Annotated in this window: 31 protein-coding genes; 20 read left to right on the forward strand and 11 right to left on the reverse strand. The window is 63.1% G+C overall.

Annotated features, from left to right (window positions below; genetic code table 11):
• Positions 1 to 78: 78 nt before the first annotated feature.
• Positions 79 to 411, reverse strand: coding sequence for an EscU/YscU/HrcU family type III secretion system export apparatus switch protein (locus ABM562_RS23495; protein WP_233673977.1), 333 nt, complete (start codon positions 409 to 411; stop codon positions 79 to 81).
• Entirely contained in the window at positions 408 to 1,976 is a 1,569-nt protein-coding gene (gene fliK, locus ABM562_RS23500) for a flagellar hook-length control protein FliK (protein WP_460423501.1), read from the reverse strand. Before fliK ends, ABM562_RS23495 begins: the two co-directional genes overlap by 4 nt.
• Positions 1,977 to 2,139: 163 nt before the next feature.
• On the opposite strand from fliK, the gene ccmA reads away from it, so the two are divergent.
• Genes ccmA through ABM562_RS23560 form a run of 12 tightly spaced genes read left to right on the forward strand, consistent with a single transcriptional unit; the run spans position 2,140 to position 10,930 of the window.
• Positions 2,140 to 2,772 carry a cytochrome c biogenesis heme-transporting ATPase CcmA gene (gene ccmA / locus ABM562_RS23505; RefSeq protein WP_115088058.1) on the forward strand — a complete coding sequence of 211 codons (633 nt, stop codon included), beginning with the start codon at positions 2,140 to 2,142 and terminating at the stop codon, positions 2,770 to 2,772.
• Complete coding sequence (gene ccmB, locus ABM562_RS23510; RefSeq protein ID WP_026001415.1) at positions 2,769 to 3,437, forward strand: heme exporter protein CcmB; 669 nt, start codon at positions 2,769 to 2,771, stop codon at positions 3,435 to 3,437. The genes ccmA and ccmB overlap by 4 nt, the downstream gene beginning before the upstream one ends.
• 43 nt (positions 3,438 to 3,480) lie before the next feature.
• A complete protein-coding gene (locus ABM562_RS23515) occupies positions 3,481 to 4,257 on the forward strand; it encodes a heme ABC transporter permease (RefSeq protein WP_038996353.1) in 777 nt (258 codons plus the stop codon).
• Positions 4,254 to 4,430 carry a heme exporter protein CcmD gene (ccmD, locus tag ABM562_RS23520; RefSeq protein WP_115088057.1) on the forward strand — a complete coding sequence of 59 codons (177 nt, stop codon included), beginning with the start codon at positions 4,254 to 4,256 and terminating at the stop codon, positions 4,428 to 4,430. The genes ABM562_RS23515 and ccmD overlap by 4 nt, the downstream gene beginning before the upstream one ends.
• On the forward strand, positions 4,427 to 4,882 hold the full coding sequence (gene ccmE / locus ABM562_RS23525; RefSeq protein WP_115088056.1) for a cytochrome c maturation protein CcmE: 456 nt from the start codon (positions 4,427 to 4,429) through the stop codon (positions 4,880 to 4,882). The genes ccmD and ccmE overlap by 4 nt, the downstream gene beginning before the upstream one ends.
• Positions 4,883 to 4,893: 11 nt before the next feature.
• Complete coding sequence (locus ABM562_RS23530; protein ID WP_460423582.1) at positions 4,894 to 6,867, forward strand: heme lyase CcmF/NrfE family subunit; 1,974 nt, start codon at positions 4,894 to 4,896, stop codon at positions 6,865 to 6,867.
• Positions 6,864 to 7,397 carry a DsbE family thiol:disulfide interchange protein gene (locus tag ABM562_RS23535; RefSeq protein ID WP_115088054.1) on the forward strand — a complete coding sequence of 178 codons (534 nt, stop codon included), beginning with the start codon at positions 6,864 to 6,866 and terminating at the stop codon, positions 7,395 to 7,397. The genes ABM562_RS23530 and ABM562_RS23535 overlap by 4 nt, the downstream gene beginning before the upstream one ends.
• Complete coding sequence (locus ABM562_RS23540; protein ID WP_115088053.1) at positions 7,394 to 7,870, forward strand: cytochrome c-type biogenesis protein; 477 nt, start codon at positions 7,394 to 7,396, stop codon at positions 7,868 to 7,870. Before ABM562_RS23535 ends, ABM562_RS23540 begins: the two co-directional genes overlap by 4 nt.
• Complete coding sequence (gene ccmI / locus ABM562_RS23545; RefSeq protein WP_115088052.1) at positions 7,863 to 9,065, forward strand: c-type cytochrome biogenesis protein CcmI; 1,203 nt, start codon at positions 7,863 to 7,865, stop codon at positions 9,063 to 9,065. The genes ABM562_RS23540 and ccmI overlap by 8 nt, the downstream gene beginning before the upstream one ends.
• Positions 9,066 to 9,075: 10 nt before the next feature.
• Positions 9,076 to 9,489, forward strand: a complete 414-nt coding sequence (locus ABM562_RS23550) for a hypothetical protein (RefSeq protein ID WP_460423505.1) — start codon at positions 9,076 to 9,078, stop codon at positions 9,487 to 9,489.
• Positions 9,490 to 9,536: 47 nt separating this feature from the next.
• Positions 9,537 to 10,475, forward strand: a complete 939-nt coding sequence (locus ABM562_RS23555; RefSeq protein ID WP_460423507.1) for a 2-hydroxyacid dehydrogenase — start codon at positions 9,537 to 9,539, stop codon at positions 10,473 to 10,475.
• Positions 10,476 to 10,522: 47 nt separating this feature from the next.
• Positions 10,523 to 10,930 carry a GFA family protein gene (locus ABM562_RS23560; protein ID WP_134063567.1) on the forward strand — a complete coding sequence of 136 codons (408 nt, stop codon included), beginning with the start codon at positions 10,523 to 10,525 and terminating at the stop codon, positions 10,928 to 10,930.
• Here the strand turns inward: ABM562_RS23560 and ABM562_RS23565 are convergent.
• Entirely contained in the window at positions 10,923 to 11,816 is an 894-nt protein-coding gene (locus tag ABM562_RS23565) for a LysR substrate-binding domain-containing protein (protein WP_134063565.1), read from the reverse strand. The genes ABM562_RS23560 and ABM562_RS23565 overlap by 8 nt on opposite strands.
• Before the next feature lie 154 nt (positions 11,817 to 11,970).
• Here ABM562_RS23565 and ABM562_RS23570 point away from each other — a divergent pair, with 154 nt between their 5' ends.
• From ABM562_RS23570 to ABM562_RS23580, 3 genes are all read left to right on the forward strand, one after another.
• Positions 11,971 to 12,903 carry a DMT family transporter gene (locus tag ABM562_RS23570; RefSeq protein ID WP_460423509.1) on the forward strand — a complete coding sequence of 311 codons (933 nt, stop codon included), beginning with the start codon at positions 11,971 to 11,973 and terminating at the stop codon, positions 12,901 to 12,903.
• A 120-nt stretch (positions 12,904 to 13,023) separates the two neighbouring features.
• Entirely contained in the window at positions 13,024 to 13,362 is a 339-nt protein-coding gene (locus ABM562_RS23575) for an FKBP-type peptidyl-prolyl cis-trans isomerase (protein WP_115088047.1), read from the forward strand.
• Between the two features lie 207 nt (positions 13,363 to 13,569).
• Positions 13,570 to 14,232, forward strand: coding sequence for a histidine phosphatase family protein (locus ABM562_RS23580; RefSeq protein ID WP_115088046.1), 663 nt, complete (start codon positions 13,570 to 13,572; stop codon positions 14,230 to 14,232).
• A gap of 3 nt (positions 14,233 to 14,235) precedes the next feature.
• Here ABM562_RS23580 and ABM562_RS23585 read toward each other — a convergent pair whose 3' ends face one another.
• Together ABM562_RS23585 and ABM562_RS23590 are read right to left on the reverse strand one after the other, a co-directional pair.
• On the reverse strand, positions 14,236 to 14,922 hold the full coding sequence (locus tag ABM562_RS23585) for a hypothetical protein (RefSeq protein ID WP_115088045.1): 687 nt from the start codon (positions 14,920 to 14,922) through the stop codon (positions 14,236 to 14,238).
• The gene (locus ABM562_RS23590) at positions 14,919 to 15,683 is read right to left on the reverse strand and encodes a hypothetical protein (protein WP_460423511.1); all 765 of its coding nucleotides are present in this window, start codon (positions 15,681 to 15,683) and stop codon (positions 14,919 to 14,921) included. Before ABM562_RS23590 ends, ABM562_RS23585 begins: the two co-directional genes overlap by 4 nt.
• A gap of 265 nt (positions 15,684 to 15,948) precedes the next feature.
• Between ABM562_RS23590 and ABM562_RS23595 the strand changes: the two genes are divergently transcribed.
• The gene (locus ABM562_RS23595; RefSeq protein ID WP_460423513.1) at positions 15,949 to 17,892 is read left to right on the forward strand and encodes an S-type pyocin domain-containing protein; all 1,944 of its coding nucleotides are present in this window, start codon (positions 15,949 to 15,951) and stop codon (positions 17,890 to 17,892) included.
• On the forward strand, positions 17,889 to 18,155 hold the full coding sequence (locus ABM562_RS23600) for an immunity protein (protein WP_115088042.1): 267 nt from the start codon (positions 17,889 to 17,891) through the stop codon (positions 18,153 to 18,155). The genes ABM562_RS23595 and ABM562_RS23600 overlap by 4 nt, the downstream gene beginning before the upstream one ends.
• 83 nt (positions 18,156 to 18,238) lie before the next feature.
• Here the strand turns inward: ABM562_RS23600 and ABM562_RS23605 are convergent, their stop codons facing one another.
• Entirely contained in the window at positions 18,239 to 19,147 is a 909-nt protein-coding gene (locus tag ABM562_RS23605) for a LysR family transcriptional regulator (RefSeq protein WP_460423515.1), read from the reverse strand.
• A gap of 106 nt (positions 19,148 to 19,253) precedes the next feature.
• Between ABM562_RS23605 and ABM562_RS23610 the strand changes: the two genes are divergently transcribed.
• Positions 19,254 to 20,495 (forward strand): D-amino acid dehydrogenase, encoded by a 1,242-nt coding sequence (locus ABM562_RS23610; RefSeq protein ID WP_233673982.1) that lies wholly within the window; start codon positions 19,254 to 19,256, stop codon positions 20,493 to 20,495.
• A 98-nt stretch (positions 20,496 to 20,593) separates the two neighbouring features.
• Entirely contained in the window at positions 20,594 to 21,442 is an 849-nt protein-coding gene (locus ABM562_RS23615) for a transporter substrate-binding domain-containing protein (protein WP_460423584.1), read from the forward strand.
• Between the two features lie 156 nt (positions 21,443 to 21,598).
• Here the strand turns inward: ABM562_RS23615 and ABM562_RS23620 are convergent, their stop codons facing one another.
• Positions 21,599 to 22,036, reverse strand: a complete 438-nt coding sequence (locus tag ABM562_RS23620; RefSeq protein ID WP_115088039.1) for an Lrp/AsnC family transcriptional regulator — start codon at positions 22,034 to 22,036, stop codon at positions 21,599 to 21,601.
• Positions 22,037 to 22,167: 131 nt separating this feature from the next.
• On the opposite strand from ABM562_RS23620, the gene ABM562_RS23625 reads away from it, so the two are divergent.
• Positions 22,168 to 23,073, forward strand: coding sequence for a DMT family transporter (locus ABM562_RS23625; RefSeq protein ID WP_346616647.1), 906 nt, complete (start codon positions 22,168 to 22,170; stop codon positions 23,071 to 23,073).
• On the opposite strand, the gene ABM562_RS23630 is transcribed toward ABM562_RS23625, so the two are convergent.
• The 4 genes from ABM562_RS23630 to ABM562_RS23645 all read right to left on the reverse strand — a co-directional run bounded on the left by ABM562_RS23630 (position 23,060) and on the right by ABM562_RS23645 (position 25,980).
• Positions 23,060 to 23,752 (reverse strand): alpha/beta hydrolase, encoded by a 693-nt coding sequence (locus tag ABM562_RS23630; RefSeq protein ID WP_115088037.1) that lies wholly within the window; start codon positions 23,750 to 23,752, stop codon positions 23,060 to 23,062. The two genes, ABM562_RS23625 and ABM562_RS23630, sit on opposite strands and share 14 nt — an antisense overlap.
• Before the next feature lie 97 nt (positions 23,753 to 23,849).
• Positions 23,850 to 24,710: a glutathione S-transferase C-terminal domain-containing protein gene (locus ABM562_RS23635; RefSeq protein ID WP_115088036.1), complete on the reverse strand. Its 861-nt coding sequence runs from the start codon at positions 24,708 to 24,710 to the stop codon at positions 23,850 to 23,852.
• Position 24,711: 1 nt separating this feature from the next.
• Entirely contained in the window at positions 24,712 to 25,359 is a 648-nt protein-coding gene (locus tag ABM562_RS23640) for an FMN-dependent NADH-azoreductase (RefSeq protein ID WP_115088035.1), read from the reverse strand.
• A 183-nt stretch (positions 25,360 to 25,542) separates the two neighbouring features.
• Entirely contained in the window at positions 25,543 to 25,980 is a 438-nt protein-coding gene (locus ABM562_RS23645; protein ID WP_460423517.1) for a PaaI family thioesterase, read from the reverse strand.
• Positions 25,981 to 25,988 lie beyond the last annotated feature (8 nt).

Consider the following 25,988-nt stretch of genomic DNA (forward strand, 5'->3'; position numbering starts at 1 on the left):
GCTGGCAAGCCAGCTCCCACAGGTTTTGCACAATCCCTTCAAGTCTTCCCATACAAGCGGGCTTGCCCCGCGATGCTTTCAGGTACCCGGCAATCTCAGATCGGTGGGGGTGATATCGCGCTCCTGCGGCCCTTCATCGACAAACCCCACCGGCACCTTGCCCTTGAGCTGCCAGGCAAAGGCGATGATTTCGGCGATGGTCAGGTACAGGGCCTCGGGAATCTGATCGCCCAGTTCCATGCGCGCCAGCAGGCGCACCAGTTCGGCATTTTCATAGATCGGCACTTCGTGCTCGCGGGCAATCGCCAGGATTGCCTCGGCCAGCTCGTCGTCGCCCTTGGCGCTAAGGGTCGGGGCCTGCTGGCCGTCGTAGGTCAGGGCAATGGCCTGGCGTGGAGTCTTATCAATCATGCCTGTTCATCCACCCATCTTTGTTCCAGGTGCGTGCGCGGCCCCTGGGGCGGTGTGCCGTGATGGCAGTGCAGTTCGGTGACGTTCAGGCCCCGCGCCAGCAGGCGTTCGCGCAGGTGGCCGAGCTGGCTTTCGATCAATTGTGCGGTGCTCGGCAGTTCGGCCCAGAGCTGGCTGGACAGGCTGCCCTGGCTGATCTGCGCCTGTACCTGCAGCGGCCCCAGCGGATGCAGGTCGAAGGACAGCTCGATGCGCCAGAGCATTTCCAGCGGGTCGCGGCGTTCGCGCTCCGGGTCGCCTTGCTGCTCGGGGGTTTCTTCGCGCTGCAGTTTCATCTGTAGCGGCATGAAGTCCTGGCCGGTGCGCAGCGGGATCTCCAGTTGCCAGGTGGTCTGCAGGTTGCCATCGGCGGTGGTGCCGGTCTGTTCCAGGCTTGCCAGCTGATGGCTTTGCAGGCGCGATATGGCCGCAGCGGCCAGGCGCAGCAAATGCTCAAGGTCACCTTCGCCGTCCTGGCTCTGCAACAAGCGCGAGGGCAGGGGAAAGCCACCGGGATGTGGCCGCGGGCTGACCTGGCCGAGCATGCCCAGGGCATTGCGGACCATGCCGGGCATGACCTGGGCCAGGGTGCTGGCGGCGGCAGCCGGGTTGAACGTGGCGTTGCCGGGTAGCCCCGGCAGCAGTTGCGCCACCAGGCGCACCACTTGGGCTTTAAGGTCGGGTGCAAGCGCAACGGGCAGCCCGGCCAGCAGCTTGGCCTCAAGAAACACGCCGCTGTTGCTCAAGGCCTGTGCCAGGCCCTTGGGGTCGCTGAGCTGGCGGATGTCCGGCAGGCTGGCCAGCAGCTTGTCTACCGTGGCGCGCACTTCGCCCGTTTGGCTATTGTCGTTGCGCAATTGTTGCAGGGTCGCGAGCAAGCCTTGCAGGGACGCCTGGCGGCTCTGCTGGGTGCTTAGCTGCTGGGTAATCGCCAGTTGCTCCTGGCGCCCGCTGAGCGGTACGAAGCTCAGCGATTGATCACTTTGCACCCGAGCGCTGAGCAGGCTGCCCACCGGCAGCGGGCGCGGGCTGTCGATGGCCAGGGTGGCGCCGGCCTGAGGGCCGCCGAGCAAGGTCACCAGCGAGCGGAACTGGGCCAGTTGACCAGGGTTCTGAGGGAGCGCCTGGCTGGTCACGACCTTGCCTTGCAGCAGGGTGCCAACAGGCAGTTCGCGGGTGTCGATGCGGGTCAGGGTGGCCACGCTGCTGGCGATGGCCTGCTGCACGGTGATGGTCAGGTTGGCGCTGCTGCTCTGGCTCACCGCCAGTTGGCTGCCCTGGGCCAGGGGCAGGGTGCTGCTGGCCTGGATGTTGGTCTGCTTGCCGTTGTCCTGGGTCAGCTTGAGCAGCATCTGGAAGTCCTGGCCGACCTGGCGCAGGGCCAATACCTCGGCCTTGGCGGTTTCGCCCGGGGCCAGCAAGGCCTGTTGCGGTTGCAGCAGGCGCAGCAGCTCACCGGTCATCGCCGAGCGCAGCTGCGGGTTGGCCGGAATCTGTGCAGCAAGGTTGTTGATTTCGCCTGTCATCCGCTCGCAACCTGTTGAAATAGCCCTCTTTGCAGTAGGACATCACATGTATAATGCCGCCCGATCTTTGGCGATCAGCGCGGCCGGGCCACATCGTCGTTGCCAGTATAACGGCAAGGCCGGGACCGACTTGAGACAGGCATCCCAAGCATAAGGCGAAACCGTGACCCCTCATCTCCAAGCCGTGGGCCTGGCCTGCGAGCGCGACTGGCGAATGCTCTTCGAAAACCTCGAATTGCACCTGGGCGCAGGCGACATGCTGCAGATCAGCGGCCCCAACGGCAGCGGCAAAACCAGCCTGCTGCGCTTGATGGCCGGCCTCATGAGCCCGACCGCCGGGCAGATTCTCCTCAGCGGCAAGCCTTTGGCTGAACAACGCAACGAACTGGCGCGCATCCTCTTGTGGATCGGCCACGCGGCCGGCATCAAGGATGTCCTCAGCCCCGAAGAGAACCTCGCCTGGCTCTGCGCCCTGCATCGCCCGGCCGCGCCGGCGGCAATCCGCACGGCCCTGGAAGCGGTCGGCCTGCGCGGTTTCGAAGACGTCCCCTGCCATACCCTGTCGGCCGGCCAGCAACGCCGCGTGGCCCTGGCCCGACTGTACCTGGACAGCCCGCCGCTGTGGATTCTCGACGAACCCTTCACTGCCCTCGACAAGCAGGGCGTGGCCCAGCTCGAAGCGCACCTGGCCGCCCATTGCGAGCAGGGCGGCATGGTTGTGCTGACCACCCACCACACGCTGGAACGCAAGCCGTCCGGTTACCGTGAACTGAACCTGGGGCAGTGGGCCGCATGAGTGTGTTTGTACTGTTGTTGCGTCGTGAAGCGCGTCTGCTGTGCCGACGTCCGGCAGAGCTTGCCAATCCGTTGGTGTTCTTCGCCATCGTCGTCGCCCTGTTCCCGTTGGCGGTCGGTCCGGAGACTCAATTGTTGCAAACCTTGTCTCCGGGACTGGTCTGGGTCGCCGCGCTTTTATCGGTTCTGCTCTCGCTGGACGGGCTTTTCCGCAGTGATTTCGAGGATGGGTCGCTGGAGCAGTGGGTCCTTTCGTCGCACCCCCTGCCTCTTCTGGTGCTGGCAAAAGTACTGGCACACTGGGCCTTTTCCGGCCTGGCACTGGTATTGTTGGCACCCTTGCTGGCACTGATGCTAGGTTTGCCTGCGGCGTGCCTGCCGGTACTGCTGGCATCGCTTTTGCTCGGTACCCCGGTACTGAGCCTGTTGGGCGCTGTGGGTGCAGCCCTGACAGTCGGCTTGAAACGTGGCGGCCTGCTGCTGGCGCTACTTATTTTGCCGTTATATATCCCGGTATTGATCCTGGGCAGTGGCGCCTTGCAGGCGGCATTGCAAGCTATGCCGGCAACCGGTTATCTGCTCTGGCTTGGCAGCCTGACCGCCCTGGCAGTAACTCTGGCACCCTTTGCAATAGCGGCTGGCCTGAAGATCAGCGTCGGCGAATAATGAGGTCTGGGCCCTGCCCAGCAAAGACCCTGGATGTACCGTGATGAAAAGCAGCGCAATCAGCTGGACGTGGTTTCACAAACTGGGTTCACCCAAATGGTTCTATTCCATCAGCGGGCGGATGCTGCCGTGGCTGGCTATTGCCGCCATCCTGCTGATCGGCATCGGCGTGGTCTGGGGCCTGGCCTTCGCGCCCCAGGACTACCAGCAAGGTAACAGCTTCAGGATCATCTACATCCACGTGCCGGCGGCGATGCTCGCCCAGTCCTGCTATGTGATGCTGGCGGTCGCCGGAGTGGTGGGCCTGGTGTGGAAGATGAAAATCGCCGACGTCGCCCTGCAGTGCGCGGCGCCCATCGGTGCCTGGATGACCGCCGTGGCGCTGGTCACCGGCGCCATCTGGGGCAAGCCGACCTGGGGCAGCTGGTGGGTCTGGGATGCACGACTGACGTCGATGCTGATCCTGCTTTTTCTGTACTTCGGTCTCATTGCCCTGAGCCATGCAATCAGCAATCGTGAGAGCGCGGCCAAGGCCTGCGCGGTGCTGGCCATCGTCGGGGTGATCAACATCCCGATCATCAAGTATTCGGTGGAGTGGTGGAACACCCTGCACCAGGGCGCCACCTTCACCCTCACCGAAAAACCGGCGATGCCTGCCGAGATGTGGCTGCCGCTGCTGCTGACGGTACTGGGCTTCTACTGCTTCTTCGGCGCCGTGCTGTTGCTGCGCATGCGCCTTGAAGTGCTCAAGCGCGAGGCGCGCGCCAGCTGGGTCAAGGAGGAGGTATTGAACAGCCTGGGTCGGGAGATGGCACGATGAGCTTTACCTCCTTCAGTGATTTTCTCGCCATGGGCCATCACGGCCTGTACGTCTGGTCGGCCTACGGCATCTGCCTGCTGGTGCTGGCCTTCAACGTCGCCGCGCCCGTGCGCGCCAAGCGCCGTTACCTGCAAGAACAGGCGCGCCGTCTGCGCCGGGAGAACAAACCGTGAATCCGCAGCGTAAAAAGCGTCTGTTCATCATCCTCGGCCTGCTGGCCGGGATTGGCATCGCCGTGGGCCTGGCCCTGAGCGCCCTGCAGCAGAACATCAACCTGTTCTATACCCCGACCCAGATCGCCAATGGCGAAGCGCCGCTGGACACCCGCATCCGCGCTGGCGGCATGGTCGAGAAAGGCTCGCTGCAACGCTCCGGTGACTCGCTGGACGTGCGCTTTGTGGTCACCGACTTCAGCAAGTCGGTGCCTATCACCTACCGCGGCATCCTCCCGGACCTGTTCCGCGAAGGGCAGGGTATCGTCGCCCTGGGCAAGCTCAATGCCGAAGGCGTGGTGGTGGCCGATGAAGTGCTGGCCAAGCACGACGAGAAATACATGCCGCCGGAAGTCACCAAAGCCCTCAAGGAAAGCGGCCAGGCCGCCACCGATGCTGGAGCCAAGCCATGAATGCGGCACTGATCATTCCTGAACTGGGCCAGCTGGCGATGATCCTGGCGATCTGTTTCGCTTGCGTCCAGGCCACCATCCCGCTGCTCGGCGCCTGGCGCGGCGACAGCCTGTGGATGAGCCTGGCGCGCCCGGCAGCCTGGGGCCAGTTCGCCTTTTTGGCGTTCGCCTTCGCCTGCCTGACCCACGCCTTCATGACCGACAACTTCTCGGTCGCCTATGTCGCCAACAACTCCAACAGTGCCTTGCCCTGGTACTTCAAGTTCAGCGCCGTGTGGGGCGCCCACGAAGGCTCGCTGCTGCTCTGGGCGATGATCCTCGGCGGCTGGACCTTTGCCGTGTCGATCTTCTCCCGGCAATTGCCGCAGGTGATGCTGGCGCGGGTGCTGGCGGTGATGGGCATGATCAGCGTCGGCTTCCTGTCGTTCCTGATCATCACCTCCAACCCGTTCAAACGCCTGCTGCCGCAGGTGCCAAGCGACGGCGCCGACCTCAACCCGCTGCTCCAGGACATTGGCCTGATCGTCCATCCGCCGATGCTGTACATGGGCTACGTGGGCTTTTCGGTAGCCTTTGCCTTCGCCATTGCCGCCTTGCTCGGCGGCCGCCTGGACGCCGCCTGGGCCCGCTGGTCGCGGCCGTGGACCATCGTCGCCTGGGCCTTCCTGGGTATCGGTATCACCCTCGGTTCCTGGTGGGCTTACTACGAGTTGGGCTGGGGTGGCTGGTGGTTCTGGGACCCGGTCGAAAACGCCTCGTTCATGCCCTGGCTGGTGGGCACCGCGCTGATTCACTCGCTGGCGGTCACCGAGAAGCGCGGCGTGTTCAAAAGCTGGACGGTATTGCTGGCGATCGCCGCGTTCTCCCTGAGCCTGCTGGGGACCTTCCTGGTCCGTTCCGGGGTACTGACCTCGGTGCATGCCTTCGCCTCCGACCCCGAGCGCGGCATCTTCATCCTGATTTTCCTGTTGTTCGTGGTCGGTGGTTCACTGACCCTGTTTGCCCTGCGTGCACCGGTGGTCAAGAGCCAGGTCGGCTTTGCCCTGTGGTCGCGGGAAACCCTGCTGCTGGCCAACAACCTGGTGCTGGTGGTGGCGGCTTCGATGATCCTCCTGGGCACCCTGTACCCGTTGATCCTCGACGCCCTGACCGGCGCCAAGCTGTCGGTCGGCCCGCCGTACTTCGATGCACTGTTCATTCCGTTGATGGCGGTGCTGATGGTGGTGATGGCGGTGGGCGTGATCGTGCGCTGGAAAGACACCCCGAGCCAATGGCTGCTGGGCATGCTCACCCCGGTGCTGATCGCCAGCGCCGTGCTGGCGCCGATCGGCGGCTTTCTGGTCGACGATTTCGACTGGCAGGTGCTGGCCACCTTTGCCCTGGCCGCGTGGGTCATCCTCGCCGGTGCCCGCGACATCCTCGACAAGACCCGCCACAAAGGCCTGTTCAAGGGCCTGCGCGGCCTGAGCCGCAGCTACTGGGGCATGCAGGTGGCGCACCTGGGCCTGGCGGTGTGCGCCCTGGGCGTGGTGCTGTCGAGCAACAACAGCGCCGAACGCGACCTGCGCCTGGCACCGGGCGAGTCGGTGGAACTGGCCGGCTACCAGTTCATTTTCGAAGGCGCCAAGCACTTCGAAGGGCCGAACTTCACTTCCGACAAGGGCACCGTGCGAGTGGTCGAGGATGGCCGCGAGATCAGCGTCCTGCACCCGGAAAAACGCCTGTACACCGTGCAGCAGTCGATGATGACAGAAGCCGGTATCGATGCCGGTTTCACCCGTGACCTCTATGTTGCCCTCGGTGAGCCGCTGGATAACGGCGCCTGGGCGGTGCGGGTGCACGTCAAGCCGTTCGTGCGCTGGATCTGGCTGGGTGGTTTGCTGACCGGCCTGGGCGGCTTGCTGGCAGCACTGGATGGTCGTTATCGCGTCAAGGTGAAAACCCGCGTGCGTGAGGCACTGGGCATGTCTGGAGCAACTGCATGAAGCGTTGGATCATGGTGCTGCCGCTGGCGGTGTTTCTGCTGGTGGCGGTGTTTCTCTATCGCGGCCTGTTCCTCGACCCGAGCGAACTGCCCTCGGCGATGATCGGCAAGCCGTTCCCGGCCTTTGCCCTGGCGTCGGTAGACGGCAAACCGCTGACCGAGGCCGACCTGCTCGGCAAGCCGGCGCTGGTCAACGTCTGGGCCACCTGGTGCCCGTCGTGCAAGATCGAGCATCCGTACCTGAACAAGCTGGCCGAGCAGGGCGTGGTGATCCACGGGGTCAACTACAAGGACGACAACGCCGCCGCACTGAAATGGCTGGCCGAGTTCCACAACCCGTACCAGCTGGATATCCGTGACGAGCAGGGCAGCCTGGGCCTGGACCTGGGGGTGTACGGCGCGCCGGAAACCTTCCTGATCGACGCCAAGGGCATCATCCGCTACAAGCACGTAGGCGTGGTCGACGCCACCGTCTGGCGCGAGCAACTGGCGCCGCAGTACCAGAGCCTGGTCGATGAGGCCAAGCCATGAAGCGCTGGCTGGCAGCCGCCGTACTCGGCCTGAGCCTGGCCGGGGTGACCCAGGCGGCAATCGACACCTACCAGTTTGCCGATGAGGCGGAACGTGAGCGTTATCACGAGTTGACCAAGGAACTGCGCTGCCCCAAGTGCCAGAACCAGGACATCGCCGACTCCAATGCGCCGATCGCCGCCGACCTGCGTCGGGAGATCTTCCGCATGCTCGGCGAAGGCAAGAGCAACCAGCAGATCGTCGATTTCATGGTTGATCGCTACGGTGACTTCGTCCGCTACAAGCCCGCCCTGAGTGCTCGTACCTGGCTGCTGTGGTTCGGCCCGGGCGTGTTGCTGCTGGGCGGCTTTACCGTGCTTGCGCTGATTGTGCGCAAGCGCCGTGGCCAGGCAGCTGCAGGCAGCGCCGACCTTTCCCCCGAGGAGCGTGAGCGCCTCGCCAAATTGCTGGACAAAGAACAGACCCATGACTGATTTCTGGCTTGCTGCAGGCCTGCTGTTGCTGGTGGCCCTGAGCTTTTTGCTGATCCCGGTGTTGCGCAGCCGTCGTGCGCAACAGGAAGAAGACCGCACCGCCCTCAACGTTGCCCTGTACCAGGAACGCGTTGCCGAGCTGGCTGCCCAGCAGGCCGCCGGGGTGCTCGATGCCGAGCAGTTCGGCAAAGGCCGCGATGAGGCCGCGCGCGAGCTGCTGGCCGATACCGAGGGCGTCGAACCGCAGCGCCTGGGTCGCCTGGGCAAACCCTTGCCGCTGCTGGCGGCGGTGCTGGTGCCGTTGATGGGCCTGGGCCTGTACCTGCATTTCGGTGCCAGCGAGCAGGTCGAGCTGACCCAGCAATTTGCCAAGGCGCCGCAGTCCATGGAAGAAATGACCCGCCGCCTGGAGCTGGCGGTGCAGGCCCAGCCGGACTCGGCCGAAGGCCTGTACTTCCTCGGTCGTGCCTACATGGCCCAGGAGCGTCCTGCCGATGCCGCCAAGGTCTTCGAGCGCGCCGTGGCGGTTGCCGGGCGTGAGCCGGAGCTGCTCGGACAGTGGGCCCAGGCGTTGTACTTTGCCAACAACAAGCAGTGGAACGCCCAGACCCAGGCCCTGACCGACGAAGCGCTCAAGGCCGACGCGAACGAAGTCACCAGCCTCGGCCTGCTCGGCATCGCTGCGTTTGAGTCCGAGCACTACCAGCAAGCCATCGACTACTGGAACCGCCTGCTGGTACAACTGCCTGAAGGCGACGCCTCGCGGGCAGCGTTGCAGGGCGGTATCGAACGCGCCAGCGAAAAGCTCAAGGCTGGCGAGGGCAAGGCCGCACCGGCAGTTGCCGAGCAGGGCACGGCACGCCTGAAGGTACGGGTGGAACTGGCAGCGGCGCTCAAGGACAAGGTCAAGCCTGACGACACCGTGTTCATCTTCGCCCGTGCAAGTTCCGGCCCGCCGATGCCGCTGGCGGCCAAGCGGGTTACCGTGGCGCAGCTGCCGATCGAAGTGGAGTTGAGCGACAGCGATGCGATGATGCCGAACATGAAACTGTCGAGCTTCCCTGAAGTCCAACTGGTTGCGCGCATCTCTCGCGCTGGCCAGCCGACCCAGGGCGAATGGGTTGGCAAGGGTGCTCCGCTGGCCAGCAGCACTACCGCCGCGCAACACCTGACCATCGACAGCCCGGACCAGTAAGAGACCGACTATGAACAGCATCGCACGCCTGACCTTTCTCTCCCTGGTTGTGGGCTTGAGTGCATGTACCGTTCATCAGCCCTCCGAACCCACCGCGCCGCCGATCGAGACCCTGCCGCCTGGCCCGAGCACCAAGCCTGCGCCCAAGCCGGGCGCGGTGCCGAGCAAACCGGCCGTCACCCCGGTGCCCAAGCCGGTACAGCGCACCTCACCGAGCTTTGCACCACCGCCCGGTGGTGCCAGCCACTGGGACCCGCGCCTGGGTGTGTACGTGCTCGACGGCAAGCCCAACACCTTCTACCGCCAGCGCACCTACTACCGCTGGAACAACGGCTGGAGCTGGTCGACCAACCTCAACGGTCCCTGGCAGGAAACCGACAGCAGTGGCGTGCCGGGCGGTCTGGGCCGGGCTTTCGCCCAGTAGCCTGAAGTCCGCATAATGCCCCCTCGCGAATAGCCCGGGAGCTTGGCATGACACAGACGGTACTGGTGCTGGTAGAAACGGTCGACGCCTACCTGCCCCTGTTGGAGAGCAACGGTTTTCGCCTGATCCGCGCGCAGACCCCGGCTTTGCGTGCCGAGGCCATTGCCCGTCATGGCAGCGAGATCGATGCGGTACTGACCCGCGGTCCGCTGGGCCTGTACGCCGATGAAATTGCTGCCTTGCCCGCCTTGAAAATCATCTGCGTGATCGGCGCCGGTTACGAGCAGGTCGATCTGGCGGCCGCCGCTGCGCAGGGTATCACCGTGACCAACGGCGCTGGCGCCAATGCCACGGCGGTGGCTGACCATGCCATGGCCTTGCTGTTGGCGGTTGTGCGCGATATTCCCCGTGCCGATGCCTCGACCCGCCGTGGCGAGTGGAACCGGGTGATCAGCCCGTCGGTCAGCGGCAAGCGCCTGGGTATTCTCGGCCTTGGCGCGGTCGGCCTGGCGATTGCCAAGCGTGCGGCGCAGGGCTTCGACATGCAGGTGAGCTATCACAACCGCAACCCGCGTACCGATGTGGTCTATCACTACTGCGACAGCCCCTTGGCATTAGCCCGTGAATCGGATTTTCTGATCGTCGCTACCCCGGGTGGTGCCAATACCCGCCAGCTGATCGACAGGCCGGTGCTTGAAGCCCTGGGTGCAGAGGGTTTTCTGGTCAACATCGCCCGGGCCAGCGTGGTTCGCACCACTGATCTGGTCGAGGCCTTGGCAAACGGGGTGATAGCCGGTGCGGCGCTGGATGTGTTCGATGAAGAACCGGCAGTGCCCGTCACCCTGAAGGCCTTGCCCAATGTGGTGCTGACGCCGCATGTCGCCGGTCAGTCGCCGGAGGCCGCGCGCGACACGGTGCAACTGGTGCTGAAGAACCTGCAGGCATTCTTTGCCGGCGAGCCGGTGCTGACCCCGGTCACCGGCTGACAGCTGCTAGACTTGCCGCCTACCTCTCCCAGCAAGGAGCCTTGACCATGTCCCTGGAAAAACACGGCAGCTGCCTGTGCGGCGCCGTCAAACTCAGCGTCAGCCTGGAGAAAGCCAGCGTCAACGCCTGCCATTGCAGCATGTGCCGGCAGTGGGGCGGCGGGCCGTTCCTGTCGGTGCATTGCGCTGAGCCGGTGCAGTTCACCCGCGGCCAGCCGGTGTTCCATGACTCATCTGACTGGGCCCAGCGCGGTTTCTGTGGCACCTGTGGCACGCACCTGTTGTACCGGCTGAAATCCGGCAATTTCGATGCGGTGTCGGTCGGCGTGCTGGAGGGCGATACCGACTGGATCTTCGATCTGCAGGTGTATGTCGACAAGAAACCGGGCTACTACTGCTTTGCCAACCGGACCGAGGAAATGACCGCCGCGCAGGTCGAAGCGCTGTTCAACTGAGGGTCAGCAGCCAATCCTCGAACACCTGCGCCGCCGGCGAGCGCAGGGCCTGTTTGTCGTGCACCAGGTAGTCGGCCTGGCCGGTGTGCACGACAAACGCCGACACCTGGCGGATCAAGCCGTTGTCGATCCGCTCGCGGGCCATGAACTCCCAGCCCAGCCCCACACCCATCCCCTGCATCACCGCATCGAACACCAGGTTGACCTGGTTGAAGGTCACCGCATTGGCCGGCGCCTGGTAGCGCAAGCCCTGGTGGCCGAACCAGTCCTGCCAGTCCAGGCAGTTCCAGGCCGAGGCGTCCAGTTGGATCAACGGCAATGCCTGCAGCTCGCTCAGTGAATGCACTGCGGGCAGGGCACGTTTGACGCTGGCAATCGGGTAGATGGCCTCATCGAACAACTTGCTGGCCTTGAGTGAACTCCAGTGGCCATGGCCATAGAGGATGCCGAAGTCGTAGTTGCCGATATCGCTCTCGCTGATTTCGTTGCTGGCGTGAATGTTCACCGTCAGCTCCGGGTGCTGCTCGTTGAAGCGCAGCAGGCGCGGGAACAACCAGTACTGGGCCACCGCATGGGTGCAGATGACGCTGACATTACGGCTGCCGTGGCCGCTTTTCAGGCGCAGCACATTGTTCAACAGGCTTTCCAGCATGGGTTCGACAATGGCGTTGAAGCCTTCACCGGCTGTCGTCAGGGCGATACCCCGGGCGCGGCGCTCGAACAGGATCGCGCCGAGGTGCTCTTCCAGCACCTTGATCTGTTTGCTCACTGCGCTCTGGGTCAGGTACAGCTCGCTGGCGGCGCGGGTGAAGCTGCCGGTGCGGACCACCGCTTCGAAGGCAATCAGGGTGTCCAGCGGCGGCAAGTGACGGCTGAAGCGGCTCATGCTTAGGGTCCAGTCTGGGGAATGCCTCAATCATAAGGTCGATGCTTTCGGCATGAAAGGTATTCCCTGTGGGAATGTCTGCATGCCAAATCATCTTTTGTCGGAACGGCGCCCTGGCGTTAGCCTGCGCACTTCTTTGAACAGGAGCAGGCAAGTGAAGCGGGGTGTGGCTTACGCCGGTGTAGCCGGTGCGATGTGGGGGCTGGTGCTGATGGTGCCGCAGCTGTTGCCGGAGTTCAGCCCGGTGCTGCTCAGTTGTGCGCGCTTTGTCCTGTTCGGCCTGGTGACCCTGGTACTGGCGATTCCCATGCGCACGGCCCTGGGCCGCTTGACCCTGAGCGACCTGTGGATGATCGGGCGCCTGGCCCTGATCGGCAATCTGCTGTATTTCATCTGCCTGGTGGCGGCAATCCAGCGCCTGGGCGTGGCGCCGGCGTCGTTGATCGTCGGCGTGCTGCCGTTGACCATCACCCTGTACGGTCGTCACGACAGTGGCGGGGTGACGCTGCGGCAATTACTCCTGCCGCTGGGCCTGATTCTCGCCGGCATGCTGTGCATCAACCTGCAGACTTTTGCGGTCGAACCCGGTGCACTGGCCGACAAGCTTGCCGGTGTGCTCTATGCCCTCGGCGCGCTGGCCTGCTGGACCTGGTACGCGGTGCACAACAGCCGCTACCTCAAGCAGTGTGGGCATTTCGACAGCCACCAGTGGTCGGTGCTCAGCGGGGTGATGACCGGGGTGTTGAGCCTGGTACTGGTGCTGGTGCTTGCCTTGTGGCAGCCAACCCAGTTGCAGGTCGAGGCGGCGCCTGAGCGCTGGACGCTGTTCTGGCTGTACAGCCTGGGTTGCGCGGTGTTCGGCTCGTGGCTGGCGGCGTTGTTGTGGAATGCCGCGTCCAAGCGCATGCCGTTGACCCTGAGCGGCCAGTTGATTGTCTTCGAGACCCTGTTTGCCTTGCTCTATGCCTTCATCTGGCGCCAGAGCGGCCCGAGCCTGCTGGAAGGTCTGGCGATTGTCCTGGTGATCGGCGGTGTGTGCTGGTCGATGCGCCAGCATGAGCCGGGCAGGGTGCCAGCGACAGCCTGAGGTCGGTGTGGGAGCGGGCTTGCCCCGCGATGCCATGATGGTCATGGGCCTTGCAAAACCCCGCCAACCCTGCGAAAACGCTGCCCACTAAAGGCATATCCCGCTTCAACGAGGTCAAGCATGAGCAGCGAACTGCAAATCATCGATATCCAGCCAGGCGATGGCAAGGCCGTGGTCAAGGGCGCGCTGATCACTACCCATTACACCGGCTGGCTCGCCGACGGCAGCGAATTCGATTCTTCCCACAGCCGCGGCAAACCGTTCCAGTGCGTGATCGGCACCGGCCGGGTGATCAAGGGCTGGGACCAGGGCCTGATGGGCATGCAGGTCGGCGGCAAACGCAAGCTGCTGGTGCCGGCGCATCTGGCTTACGGCGAACGCAGCATGGGCAAGATCCCGCCCAATGCCGATCTGACCTTCGAGATCGAACTGCTCGAAGTCCTTACCCGCGACGATTGAGCGCCGTCCGTCTTAATTCAGCAACATCACCACGCTACAGTGGCTCTGGCTCAGGGCCGAGCGCTCAGGGATCGAACCAAAAGGCATTCTTGTACTCTGAAGCATGCCCGATTCCACGGATGGAACATCAGACAGGGATTCCCCCGCGGCTTCGGCCGCGGGGGCACAGGCGGGTCAGCCTCAACCCTTTTTGCTGTGAAGAGCCCTATGAAGTTGCCGTCCCTGTTCAAGCGTCACCGTCACGCTGCGTTGTCCCTTGCCCTGCTTGCCGGAGTCGGCCTGCTGGCCGTCGAGGCGGTGGAAAGCCGCGCCGAACCGATGGACGGTGTACAGACCCTGGTGTTCCTGCGCCACGCCGAAAAGCCCGGTGAAGGCCTTGGGCAACTCAATTGCCAGGGACTCAACCGGGCGCTGGACCTGGCCACGCTGCTGCCAGAGAAATTCGGCAAGGCCGATTATGTGTTTGCCGCCAACCCCTCCCGGCACGTCGAAGAGGGCAGCAAGGACGACGCCTACAGCTATATCCGCCCGTTGATGACCATCAGTCCCAGCGCCATCAAGCTTGGCCTGCCGGTGAACATCGACTTCGGCGCCAATGACACCGGCGAGCTGGCCGACGAGCTGCTGCAGGATAAATACCGCAACGCCACCGTCTATACCGCCTGGTCCCACGGCTACCTGCCGGAACTGATCAACACCGTGGCCGGCAAGGCCCTGGGTGAAAAACGGGTGATCACCGACGATTGGGATGGCGAGGATTTCGACTCGATGTATGTGCTGACCCTCACCTGGCACGATGGCAAGGCCAGCCTGCTCAGCCGCAATTACAAGCAGGGCCTGAACAACGGCGAGCACACCTGCCCGAGCTGATGCTCAGTTCAATGCTTCGAACTGCCCCTTGGCCTCGCGCCATTCAAACACCTTGCCCAGGCAATAGCTGTTGGTTTCCAGCAGCACCTGGGTACTGCCGCCTTCGAGACGTACCTTGACGCTGTCGATACCCTGGCTGTAGCAACCGGGCAGGCCTACGTCGAGGGTTTGCACGCGTTTGCCGCTGGCCTTGTCCATGACCTCGATGGTCTTCACCCGGTCGTGGTCGTCGGCCAGCGGAATCTGGAAATAGAAGCGCTCGGTAGATGCCGCCTGGGGTAACGACGGGGTGCCCGCCGGCCAGACCTGCTGATGACCGAAGTCAGCCACCAGGCGCAACTCCAGGGGTAGCTGCCTGGCATTGGCGTAGGCCGTCCAAGTGCCGAGCATGGGCTTCGAGGCGCCGTTGTCGTCGGGGTTGTAGAACCTCAGGCGAGCCGTGGGCAGACCGCTGCTGTCCAGTTCATCCATGGATAACTGGCGTCCATTGTTGACCGAGCGCTTGAGGCGGATCGGCGTGCGGTAGCGATCATAGAAGTAGAACCCATGCTTGTAGTCATTGGTTTTCTCGATCACCAGGGTGATCGCCTGCTTGCCCAGGGAGCCCTGATAAACAGACTGGTAGGCCTGAGTGCCGAGGCTCAGGCCAAGCAACCCGGCGGCCAGCAGGCATTTGCCCAAGGTGTTCATCGGTTGCGCTCCCTGGCTTGCTGCTCGGTCTTGAGCTCGTAGCGATTGCTCGCCGGTTGGTAGACGTAGTACTGCGGGTCTTGTCCGGCAGCACCGCCGCTGGCCAGCTGCCCGACCGGGGTGGCTTTGAAATCGATCACCCCATCACCGTTGAAGTCGGCAAAGCTCAGGCTGGCGCTGCCCTGGAAGAACAGCGCCAGGTTGTCGATGACCTGCACCGGCTGGCCGCTGGTGCGATCGAGGATAGTGATGCGGTCGACGGTGCCGACATACTCGCCTGCGGTCTTGTGCGCGTGCACGCGAAACAGCCTGCGCCCGTCCAGCGGAAGTTGCAGCAGTTCGCCCTGCCAGGAGGCGTCCCGGCGGTCACTGAAACGCGTAACGCGCTTGAGCTCCAGCGCTTGTCGCTCGCGGTTGCGCAGGTTCACCCGGGTTCCGCGCAGTTCGCGGTCGTGGCTAAAGGCGAAAGGCTGAATCAGCAGCGCGGCGGATGGCAGGTCCGGGTTATCCAGGAGATTGATCAGCAGCGGCAAGCGATGGTCGTAGGGCGTGCGTTCAAGCGGGATCAGCCACTGGCGCTGCGCCTCCAGCCAGTACCCCTCGACGGTCTGGTGCTGGGCGTCGTAGGTCAGGGCGACTTCCACGGCGGTATCGCCCTGGGTGCCTTGGTAGACACTGACGGGAAGGGCCGCTTCAACAGTGGCGCAGGGCAACAGGGTTGCCAGGCTGAGCGAGAGCAGCAGCCTTGGGAGGGGGATCATTTGAGCTGGGCGTCCATGCGAAAAAACAGCGCAAGGCTAGCAAACCTGAGGGGCGGCGGCGACTGGATATGCGTCAACAGTCAGCTCCATTTGAGAGTATTTCTCTTTAACGTCTTTCCGTTGAATCATGTGCAAAATGAGCTGGTAAAATAATACTGTTCAAATATACAGTAGTTTTGTCGCCCACGAAGGGTGACCAACCAACGACCGGGGTTCAAAAACCATGTCTTGATTGAAAACGTCCAAGCAGTAAAAGGATAGAAACATGCCAGGAAGCCTTGTATTACCCCCTATCATCATCACCGGTAGGGAACAGATTTACGGTCCGGGTGGGGGCGGTGGCTACGATCCCAACGCGGACTTGAGCTACAACCTCGCCATTCTTCAGCAGCCGGATGCGCTGCAGTCGCTGACCAAACAGCACTTACGGGGTCGGGTGTATTCCTCGCTGCGTGCGATCGAGAGCAAACTCAAAGCCTTCTTTTCGGCCAAGTTGGCAACAGTTTCGACTGATACCGAAAGCGAGTTGCAGGCAGCCGGTGTGCGCAACGAGGCCACTTACCAGACCTCGGTCGAAACCGAAAACGCCAAGCGCACGGTAGATGGCCTGATTCAAACAAAAAATGCCCTGCTCGGTGCCTATCAGGCCTTGGCGCTGGTTTATTCCGGCAGCGATCCGCTGACGCTTACGGATGCCCAAAAGGCGCAGATCGTAGCTCGGGAAATGGGCTGGAACCTGGGCCAGTACCCGGCGCTGGGCAAAGCTCAGCAAGACAGCTTCGGCGACTCTTACAGTGCCGCCTATCAGGCCAGGATCCTTGCCGAAGCCATCGCCATTCTCAACCGCAAGTCTGCTGCGCTGGCGGCGCGGCTGGCTCAGGTTCAGGCTGCTGAAGCCGAGGCGCGGCGGGTTGCGGCCGAACAGGAGGCGCGTCGTCTGGCCGAAATCAAGCGCCAGGCTGAAGAGCAAGCGCGCCTGGCTGAAGCCAAGCGTCAGGCCGAAGAGCAAGCGCGTCTGGCCGAAGCCAAGCGTAAAGCCGAGGAACAGGCACGTCTGGCGGCCGAGGAGGCGATTCGCGCGGCCAACACCTTCCGGGTGCCGGTTGCCGGAAACAAGGCCCAACTCAGTGCCGTGGCAGGTTCCATTGGCCTCGCCACGGGTTCGAAGTTCACCCTCGATGCCGCCATCCAGGGTGCTATAAAACTGTTGCAAGCTGCAGCCGGTGTTGTGCTCGATCGCGCCACCGGCGTGGGTATCGGTTTGCTGGTTTACTCACCCTCGCTAGGCAACAGTGACCGATTTCCGTCGACCTCGCTGACCGTTCCAGCCAGCAGCCTGGCGCCGAATCTGCCGCAGAACCTGGCGGCGATCGCCGCTGCTGGCGGTACGGTCGACCTGCCGTATCGGGTGGTTGGCAGCCGTACGCAGTACTCGGTGGTCAAGACCGGTTCGGCAGGTGGCCTGTCGCCGAAGGTCAAGGTCAGGATGCTGACGCTCAATCCTGCGCGCAGTGCCTACACGTTCACCAGCGCCGATACGCCGCCAATCACCCTGAGCTTTCCGATCGCATCGCCCGGCAACAGCTCCACGGGTACCCCGGCAAAACCTGTAGACGTTCCAGTTTACAACGGGGTTACCCTGACGCCGGTCCAGGTTGAGGGTGAGGTCTTTCCAGCGCTTAACCCGTTGGATATCCATGACGGCATTTACGTCTTTCCGGCCGACTCGGGATTGGCGCCACTGTATGGTGTGTTCAGCTCGCCTTATGATGGTGCCACCACTGTCGGCGTGCATAGCGGACGAAAGTACAACCCTGCCAAGGCGGGCGGCCCCGTCCGGGAGCTGGATTGGAAGAGCGCATCGGTCACTCAGGCGGGGCTCGCGCAGGTCAAGCTTCACACCGGGCGTTTTGCACCCTCTGATGCCAACAATGTCATGATTGATCGCTTGGAAAAGATCCTGCGCGGCGAGATTCCGGTCACTGATACGGACAAACGCTTTTACACGCATGAAGTCAGGGAACTGGAGCGTTATCGAGCGCTAGGCGTCAAGGACGGTCACGAAGATCGTTCGGTATGGAACGATGCCCATACGGCAACGCTTGAAGATTACAGCATCAATGAACGGACTAATCCGCTGTATACCCAGGAAGCCAAAGAGGCGGGTGACCGGCAGGAATACAGGGAAGCAATGAGGAATTTGAAATGAGCACTATCAAAGACATTATCTTGAATGAGTCGGTAGCGGATGTACTGACGGCATTGATTCCGGGATCTTCGTATCCGCGCATTGACCGGATGTACGTGGATTACAAGTTCGAGGTCATCAAGAGTGGCGAGCTGCAACGTACATTCGAGAAGCTGTTTGCCGATGGCGTATTCGCCACGGATAACAATGGCCACCCTATCAAAGGTCCAAAGTGGGTAGCGCCTGGCTTCGTGACGTCGAAAAAATACGGTCCGGCTTCATGATCTGATGCGCCATCAGAAGCACTCTCGGGGTGCTTCTTTGCTGGTGCAAGGCCCCGCTCAGGCGGGGCCTTTTTCATGCCGGCTCAAACGCCTCTGGTGACCCGCGCAATCTGCTCCCGCGCACGCTCGGCAAAATGCTCCAGCAACTCATCCAGTGTGTGCGGGTGGCTCTCGTTGGCGCGGGTCAGGGCGTAAAGGGTAATAGGCAGGGCAGGATTCAACGGCCGAACCAGCGTTCGCGCCGAATCCTGGGCGGTAAAAGGATCGATCAACGCCAACCCTGCACCGGACTCGACCATGGCCCGGGCCAGGGAATAGGTCTGCACGCGGATGCTGATCCGCGGCGCCGGCTCCAGGTTCTTCAGGTACTGGCCGACCTGGGCGGCCAGCGGGTCACTACTGCTCAGGCCGATCAACGGCGCATCGGCCAGGGACTCGACTGCCAGCGGCACGCCCTGGCGGTCTTCGCTCCAATAGCCTCTGGGCGCCAGTACCACCAGCATTCCATGGGCCAGAGGCTGCACATTCAGGCCGGGGTGTTCGGGATGGCGCAAGGTCAGGGCGACATCGATCTCGCGCATCAACAACTGCTGCACCAGCTCGCGGCTGTGCAAGCTCGACAGTTCGCACTCGGATTGTGGATGGCGCTCGGCCCACTGGCTGATCACCGGGGGGAACAGCGACAGCGCCAACGCCGGCGTTGCCCCCATGCGCAGGGTCATGCCCGGTTGCCGGCGCAGGCTGGCAGCCAGGCGCCGAACCCCCTCTACGCTGTCGCTGACCTTGTCGACTTCGCGCTCCAGCGCCAGGGCCTCGGGGGTGATCTGCAACTTGCCGCGCACCCGCAGGAACAGCGGGAAGCCCAGCTGTGCTTCTGCATGCTGGAGTATCTTCGACACCGCTGGCTGAGTCACGTGCAGCAGTTGCGCGGCGCCGCTGATGGAGCCGGTCTGGCGGATGGCCTGGAACACTTCGATATGACGCAAGCGCATGGGATCGCCCATAACCTTTGTTTATGCTTTACCCATTTTTATTCATTATCGCCAGGCTGTCACCGGGCCTAGTCTGAAGGCCTTCAGATTGGCGGATGAAAAGCACATGGCACAGCGGGTAACGGTCATCGGCGGCGGCGTTATTGGTCTGGCAACGGCGTATGCCCTGGTGCGCGAAGGCTTTGCCGTCGACCTGATCGAGGCGCGGGACAACCTTGCGGGCGGCACCAGCTTTGCCAATGGCGGGCAGCTGTCCTATCGCTATGTCGCGCCGCTGGCCGATGCCGGGGTGCCGCTGCAAGCGCTGGGCTGGCTGCTGCGCAGCGAATCGCCGCTGAAACTGCGCCCCCGCCTGGACCTGGCGCAGTGGCGCTGGATGGGCGCGTTCATGGCCGCCTGCCGCAGTTCGGTCAATCGCGCCAATGCCGCACACCTGCTGCGCCTGGCGCTGCACAGCCAGAGCACCTTGGCGCAATGGCGCGAGGAAGATGGCCTGGACGGCTTTGCCTGGCGGCGCAACGGCAAGCTGGTGACCTTTCGCAACCGCGCAAGCTTCGAGCATGCCCGCCTGCATCTGCTCGACCCGCATGGTCAGCAGGTATTGGATGCGCAGGAGATCAGCGTATTGGAGCCGGCATTGACCCATGCGCCGTTCATTGGCGGGGTGTTCACCGCCGACGAGGAGGTCGCTGATTGTCACCGCTTCTGCCTGGCCCTGGTCGAGCGCCTTCAGGCTTCGGGGCAATGCCGCTTGATGCTCGGCCAGGCGGTGACGCGCATCCACCACAGTGGCGGGGTGGTGCAGGCGCTGGAACTGGGTGAGCAGGTCTTGCCGGTGGAGCGTCTGGTGCTGTGTGCCGGGCACCGCAGTGCCAGCCTCGGCCTGCCCGGGCTGCACCTGCCAATCTATCCCCTCAAGGGCTACAGCCTGACTGCGTCGATCCAGGCCGGGCACCGGGCGCCTGAGGTGAGCATTACCGACTACGACCGCAAGATCGTCTATGCCCGCCTCGAAAACCAGCTACGCATTGCCGCCATGGTCGATATTGTCGGCTTTGATGAATCGCTGGATCCGCCGCGGCTGGCCAGCATGCGTCAGTTGGCTGAGGCGACCTTGCCCGGTGCCGCCGATTATCAGCATGCCCGCGAATGGGCCGGCATGCGCCCGGCAACCCCCAGTGGCGTGCCGTTGCTCGGTGCTACGGCGTATCGCAACCTCTGGCTCAACCTTGGCCACGGTGCTCTGGGCTTCACTCTGGCCTGCGCCAGTGGCCGACTGTTGGCCGAACTGATAGGCGGCCGCGCGCCGTCGATCGACCTGCACGGCCTGACCCCACGGGCGGCCTGACCTGAACAAGAACAACAAACGCAAGGAGTGTCCCGATGTCGATTACCCGTTTGCACCGTCCTGCTCTACTTGCCCTGTCATTGTGTTTTGCATAGCCGATTCTGGCTGAAACGCCGCCGCTCACCGGCAGCCTGAAGAAGATCGCCGAGTCCGGCAGCATCACCCTCGGCTATCGCGACTCGTCCATTCCTTTTTCTTATGTGGGCGATCACAGCGGCAAGCCCATGGGCTACTCGGTCGACCTGGCGGCTGAAATCGTCAAGCACCTGCAGGCTAAGCTGGCAGTGCCACCGCTTAAGGTGCGCTACAACCTGGTGACCTCACAGACGCGTATCCCGCTGGTGCAGAACGGTACGGTCGATCTGGAGTGCGGAACCACCGGGGTTACTGCCGAGCGGCAGAAGCAGGTGGATTTCTCCTATGGCTTTATTTTCGTCAAAGGCCAGCTGCTGACCAAAAAGGACAGCGGCATCCAGGGCCTGGATGACCTCAAGGGCAAGAATGTGGTGAGCACGGCGGGCACCACCAATGAGAAGTACCTGAAGAACTACAACCTGGAGCACCAGTTGGGGGCTTCGGTGATCAGTGCCAAGGACCACGGCGAGGCGTTCATGATGCTGCAGTCCGGGCGCGCTGCGGCGTTCTACATGGACGATGCACTGCTGTACGGCGAGCGGGCCAAGGCGCGCAACCCGCACGACTGGGTGGTGGTGGGCAAGGCGCAATCGAAGGAGATCTACAGCTGCATGGTGCGCAAGGGTGATGACGGCTTGCTGGCGCTGGTCAACGAGGCGCTGGCGGATGTCTATCGCAGCGGGCGCATCGAGGCAATCTACAACCGCTGGTTCCAGCAGCCGATCCCGCCCAATGGCCTGAACCTGGAGTTTCCGATGACCAGTGAACTGAAGGGCCTGATTGCCAGGCCCTCGAGTGAGCCGGTGCAGTAACGCCGCAGCTCTTGCAGGGGACACACAGCGCCACTGTGGGAGCCGGCCTTGCCGGCGATGAGGCCAGTGCGGTCAGCACCCCATCTGCGGCCTGACTTGCGACCGCTGCGCGCTCGATCGCTGGCAAAGCCAGCTCCCACAGTGGCCGCGGATCGTTCAGGCCATCGGTGGCAAGCGCCGTTTCACCGGGGTTTTCTTGACGATTGCGGTGTTGGTCTCGGCATGGCTGTTGAGCTTGTCCAGCACGGTGTCGAGCTCTTCCATCGAGCGTACGTGCAAGCGTGCGATAAAGCAGTCATCGCCGGTGACCTTGTCGCACTCGGTGAACTCGGGGATGGCCATGATCTGCCGTTCAACCTCTTGCAACTGCCCCGGCAACGGCCGCACCCGCACAATGGCCTGCAGCTGGTAACCGAAGCAGCGCGGGTCGATCTCCACCGTGTAGCCCTTGAGCACGCCGCGCTCCTCCAGCCGGCGCAGGCGTTCACTGACGCTGGGCGAAGACAAACCGCTGAGCTGCGCCAGGGCCTTGAGCGAGCGCCGCGAGTCTTCCATCAGTGCCTTGATCAACAGCTGGTCAATGTCGTCGGTCATACGGGCCTCGTTAGGCAAAAATCGAAAACTGCCTTGATAGTAAAGGTAGAGAGTCAGTCTAGCCTGTTTTATCAACTGGAACGGGCCCCGGCACCCTTGCCATAATTTGCCCATCGTCAAGGAGGTGAGTGATGGACAGTTCAATACGCCGTGGGTCGTTCGAAATGGTCGCTGCGATGTTGATTTCCGGGACCATTGGCTGGTTTGTGCTGGTGTCCGGGCAACCGGTGCTGGATGTGGTGTTCTGGCGCTGCGTGTTCGGTGCCGGGACCTTGTTGCTGATCTGCCTGGCCATGGGCTTTCTCAAGCCCAGCCTCCTGACCCTGACCACCTTCGCCTTGGCGGTGCTCAGCGGCGTGGCCATCGTCGGCAATTGGGTGTTGCTGTTCGCGTCTTATTCCCGCGCCTCGATTGCCATCGGTACCGCGGTGTACAACGTCCAACCGTTCATGCTGGTCGGCCTGGCGGCGCTGTTTCTCGGTGAGAAGATCACCGTGCCCAAGCTGTTCTGGCTGGCGGTTTCCTTTGCCGGGATGCTGGCGATCGTCAGTGCCCATGGCAACCAGGGCGGTAGTGGCAACGATTACCTGCTGGGCATCGCCCTGGCCTTGGGCGCGGCGCTTCTCTATGCAGTGGCGGCGTTGATCATCAAGCGCCTGAGCGGCACCCCGCCGCACCTGATCGCCCTGATCCAGGTGTGCACCGGCATTCTCCTGCTGGCGCCCTGGGCCAACACCAGCGGCCTGCCAGGCGATGTCGGCGCGCTCGCCAGCCTGGTGACCCTGGGCATCGTTCACACCGGGGTGATGTACGTGCTGCTGTATGGCGCGATCCAGAAACTGCCGACCGCCTTGACCGGGGCACTGTCGTTCATCTACCCGATCGCGGCGATCTTCGTCGACTGGTTCGCCTTCGGCCATCGGCTTGAACCACTGCAATGGCTGGGCGTGGCCGCGATCCTGCTGGCCGCGGCCGGCATGCAGCAAGGCTGGTGGTTCAAACCCGCGCTGAAGGTCCCGGCGGTCAAGCCAGACTGACCGCCGCACGGTCGATCAGGGCTGCCACTTCGGCGGCCCTGGAGGCCAGTGAGGCGTGGCTGGCGTCCAGCTTGAGCAGCTCCTTGGGTTGCATGCGTTGAGCCATGAGTTGCTGGTTGTCCGGGTGGATCATCCGGTCGTGGGTCGAGAGCTGGTACCAGGTGGGTTTGTGTTTCCACGCAGGGTCGCCGATGGTGTCGCCGAAGGTGCTGGCCAGCGGCGCTTTCTGGGTCACGCTCATGACCAGCCCTTCATCCTTGCCCAGGTCCTGGCAAAAACTCTCATGCATCTTGTCGGGTTTGATCCACAGGTAGCCATCGCCGTCCGGTTGCAGGTTGGCGGCCGCTTCCGGCGGGTGCTGGGCGGTGATGCCGCCGGGGCTCTCGCCGTTATCAGGGGCAAAGGCGGCAATGTAGACCAGGCCCGCGACATTTTTCTGGTTGCCCATCTGGGTAATCACCGCGCCGCCATAGGAATGACCGACCAACAACACCTTGCCGGGTATTGAGGCGACCATCTTGCGCGTGCGTTCGGCGTCGTCGGCAAGCGAGGTCAGGGGCATTTCCACCGCATGCAGGTTGCGGTGGCCCAGGCGTGACAGCTCAAGGATGACCCGGCTCCAGTGGGCGGCGCCGCCCCAGAAACCATGAACCAGGACAATGGATGGGGTGTCGCTCATGGCCGTTCTCCAGCTAAGGGTGGGAAAGCCAGTGTAGACGCTCCTGCCTGATTGCGAGGAGTCCTGCCGCGGGCCACGGCGCCGCGACAGGCCCAGGTCAGTTCAGCCAGGGCAGGGCTGGGCCCTGGGGGACGATACGGGTCGGGTTGATGTGGTCGTGGGAGTAGTAGTAATGCAGCTTGATATGGGCCATGTCGATGGTGCGGTAGATCTCCGGAATCCTTACCAGGCGGCACAGGTACTCATACAGCGCCGGGTATTCGCTCAAGGTCTTGAAGTTGGCCTTGAAGTGCACGTAGTACACCGCTTCATAGCGGATCAGCGTCGGCAGCAGGAACAGGTCGCTCAGGCTCAGCGTGCCACCGACCAGGTAAGGCTGCTTGCGCAGCCGGTTTTCCAGGCTGTCCATGGCCGCGAAGAACTGCGCGTAGGCCTTGTCGTAGCTGTGCTGGTCGGGGGCAAAGCCCATGTGGTAGACCATGCGGTTGATGTTGGTGTGCAGCCAGCTGTTGAGCTCGACGATGTCGCAGCTGGAGCGCTCTGGCACCAGGTCTAGCGGGGTGCGCGCCAGGGGCAGCAGGCGGGTGGCCATCTGCAGGGCCAGCTCGGCCGAATCGTTGTGGGCGATGCAGTCCTTGCGTCGGTCCCAGAGCACCGGCACCGACTGGTTGCCGCTGAAGTCCGGGTGCGAGCGTTGGTACAGGGTCGACAGCAGCGTTACGTCCTTGTGCAGTGGATCCTGGTCGCGTTCATCGAACTCCCAGCCCTTGTCGTAGCGACGCGCCGCCACCGAGGTGACATCCAGCGCATCGCCCAGGCCCAGCAGGCTCTGCACCAGGTGCACGCGGTGCGAGAATGGGCAGGCGTGGGAGATGTACAGGTGATAGCGGTTGGGTTCGGCCACCAGTTCGCTGAGGATCAGCGCTTCACCCAGGGTGTTGTCGTTCGCTTTGGACATGTTACCTCCCTTGCGCGGCAGCCAGGCTCAGGCGCGGGCGTGCGCCCATGGATTCAATGCTGTGCTGGATCTGCCGACGGGCAGCGGCCAGGCCGTTGGCCAGGCTTTCCTCGCCCATGCCCAGGCCTTCGGCGTAGATGAATTCGACGTGCTGCAGGCCGATGAAGCCCAGGGTCTGCGAGAGCCAGCCGGCCAGGCTGTCGCTGCCCTGGCTGTAGACGCCACCGCTGGTGTTGAGCACATGCACCGGTTTGTCGTTGATCAACCCGACCGGGGCGCCATCGACGTAGTTGAAGGTGACGCCGGCGCGTACCAGATAGTCGACCCAGGCATGCAGGATCGACGGTGCGCCGAAGTTGTAGCGGGGCAGGCCGATGACCACGCGGTCGGCTTCCTGCAGTTCTTCGATCAGTTCGTTGGACAGTTTCAGCGCGGCGCTGGCTTCGGCGCTGCTGGCATCGCCACCGTACAGGGCATCCATGGTCACCGCGTTGAGGTGCGGGATCGGCTGGGCGTGCAGGTCGCGCACGACAATCGAGGCTTCTGGAATCACCTCCTTGAGTTCTGCAAGGAAGTTGTCGACCAGTTGCCCGGAAAAACCGCCGTCGGTTTTGATCGAAGAACGAATGACCAATACTTTGTGATTCATGGCTTGAACTCTTGTGATGAGGGAGTCACTAGAGTTTTTAACAATTGGCCGGACAAAAATAGCGCATATATTCAGGTTCAAACTTCAAGGGTCTTCATGTATTTCCCGGCCCCCAACGCAAACAGCCCGGTGGCGCAGGCGAGTGCGCTACCGGGCTGTTTGCCGGGGCTGCGGGAGCAGCCCTTACCACTGGTGTTTGAGGCGAAACTTGGTCAGTTGCGCGCTGGCCACCTGGGTGCGGCTGCCATCGGCATTGAGCCGCCAGGCGTCGGCCTGGGTGAAGATCAGGTTGCGCCCGTCACGGATCACCCGGGCCTTGAACTCCAGCTCGCTGTGCAAGGGGCTGGCCGACATCAGCATGGTATTGAAACTGCTGGTCAGGGCATATTCCTCGGGGCCGAGAATCGGCAGCGTGGCAAGCATGCTGACCACATCGAGCATCGAATAGATCACCCCGCCGTGCAGGGTGTGGCTGAGGTTGTCGATGGCTTCGGTGACCCGCAGGCGGCAGGTGCAGGCGCCAGGCGATTGCTCCAGCAGTTCGAGCCCGCAGTAGCGCTGGTAGGCGTGTTCGAGCAGCGCACTGGAGTGGGCGGCGGCGTGTTTACTGATCTGACTCATGGCTGTGT

The sequence above is a fragment of the Pseudomonas sp. ZL2 genome (genome assembly GCF_054788455.1).